A 1,091-nucleotide genomic window follows, 5' to 3' on the forward strand; every position below is an offset into this window, starting at 1 on the left:
CCACTCGCTTTCGTAATAGATGATCAGTTGCGAAAGCGACTGTGCGTAGGCCGGAATGCCTATCGCGGCTTTCAGCTCTTTAGCGGTTATGGTTCCATCATGGTCACGGTCGATGATGTCGTACAGACGAGTCTTCATCGGCCCCTTGTCCGACGCATCGGCCAAAGGGGCATGGCATTCGAGTTGCTCGTCACTGAAGCGGTTAGTCGCACGAAGAGAAGAGGCCAACGCTTGCCGTGGGGTGTCGTAGTTGAAGATGACGTCGTAGCCCTCCCATGACCAGGGACTGACCCAAGGCGTGACGCTCACTTCTTCGCGCACCCAGCCGTCGGGCAGCGTGTTATCTGCATCATTGAGCAACCCTTGAAGGCGGTACCAGTTGCAGGCTTTGCGCTCACTCGTAGCCGGGATAGCGATTTTGCTCTCGGCAGACAAGCCATCGAGCAAACTCTTGGGAACCAAGAGGTCGGTAGCACTCGGCGTGTGGGCGGCGCTCAAGGTGGGCGGCTGTGTAGCGCTGAAACAAGCCTGATGCGCCACCACAGCAGTGCCCTTGGCAAGCTTCAGCCAGGTTTTGCTGTCGGCGGGTAGCCGCTGCGCCCAGTCACGGCTGTCCTTGATGAAGTCTTCCACGTCATCGCCGCTGAACACTTCAACGTGCAACTTCTTCTCGGGCTGCTCTGCACCACTGTCTTGGTAATCACCGATGTGACCGATCAAGTCACCCGCCTTGATGGCTATGGGTTGATCAAGCACCACGATGCGGTCCGCCATTGGTTCCTGCGCGCTCTCCAGCGAATTGAAGTTAACGTACTGGTTCACCCGTACCAGCTTACGAAACTCACCTTCCCCACTGATCGTCACTTCTGTGCCATTTGGCAGCTCTGTAATAGTGGCACTGCTAACGCTCGCTTCAGCATGGACACGGAGCGAGGGATTGCCATTCACCCGATACTCGCCCCCAGCGATGGGCACTAAATAGTGGATGGAAAGGTAGCCGCGCAACGAACCATCAGCCTCTTTTAGAACGTCTGGCCCGTTGGTGTTCTCCAGCTTGCGGTAATGACCGTCACCGCTAACGGTCACTTCCG

The 1,091-nt window shown here is 56.9% G+C and carries 1 pseudogene; it reads right to left on the reverse strand.

The window, feature by feature from the left end:
* Positions 1 to 1,091 (reverse strand): annotated as a pseudogene (locus tag ACZYSM_RS29170) (hypothetical protein); the annotation flags it as partial.

It is taken from the genome of Pseudomonas sp. F220 (assembly GCF_057813935.1).